Annotated in this window: 1 rRNA gene; it reads left to right on the forward strand. The window is 48.1% G+C overall.

Going from position 1 to position 239, the window contains the following annotated elements:
* Positions 1 to 75 precede the first annotated feature (75 nt).
* Positions 76 to 191, forward strand: a 5S ribosomal RNA gene (rrf, locus tag AACY08_RS30310).
* The last annotated feature ends 48 nt before the right edge of the window (positions 192 to 239 follow it).

Consider the following 239-nt stretch of genomic DNA (forward strand, 5'->3'; position numbering starts at 1 on the left):
CGAAAACACCGAAAGCTATCACATACCCAATTTGCTGAAGCGAGGCCATGTGGTCACGACTCAGTACCCGAATTTCTTGACGACCATAGAGCATTGGAACCACCTGATCCCATCCCGAACTCAGTAGTGAAACGATGCATCGCCGATGGTAGTGTGGGGTTTCCCCATGTGAGAGTAGGTCATCGTCAAGATTAAATTCCGAAACCCCTGTTTGCTAACGCAAACAGGGGTTTTGTTTT

Source organism: Pseudomonas sp. EL_65y_Pfl1_R83, assembly GCF_963970695.1.
Taxonomy (GTDB): Bacteria; Pseudomonadota; Gammaproteobacteria; order Pseudomonadales; family Pseudomonadaceae; genus Aquipseudomonas; species Aquipseudomonas tritici.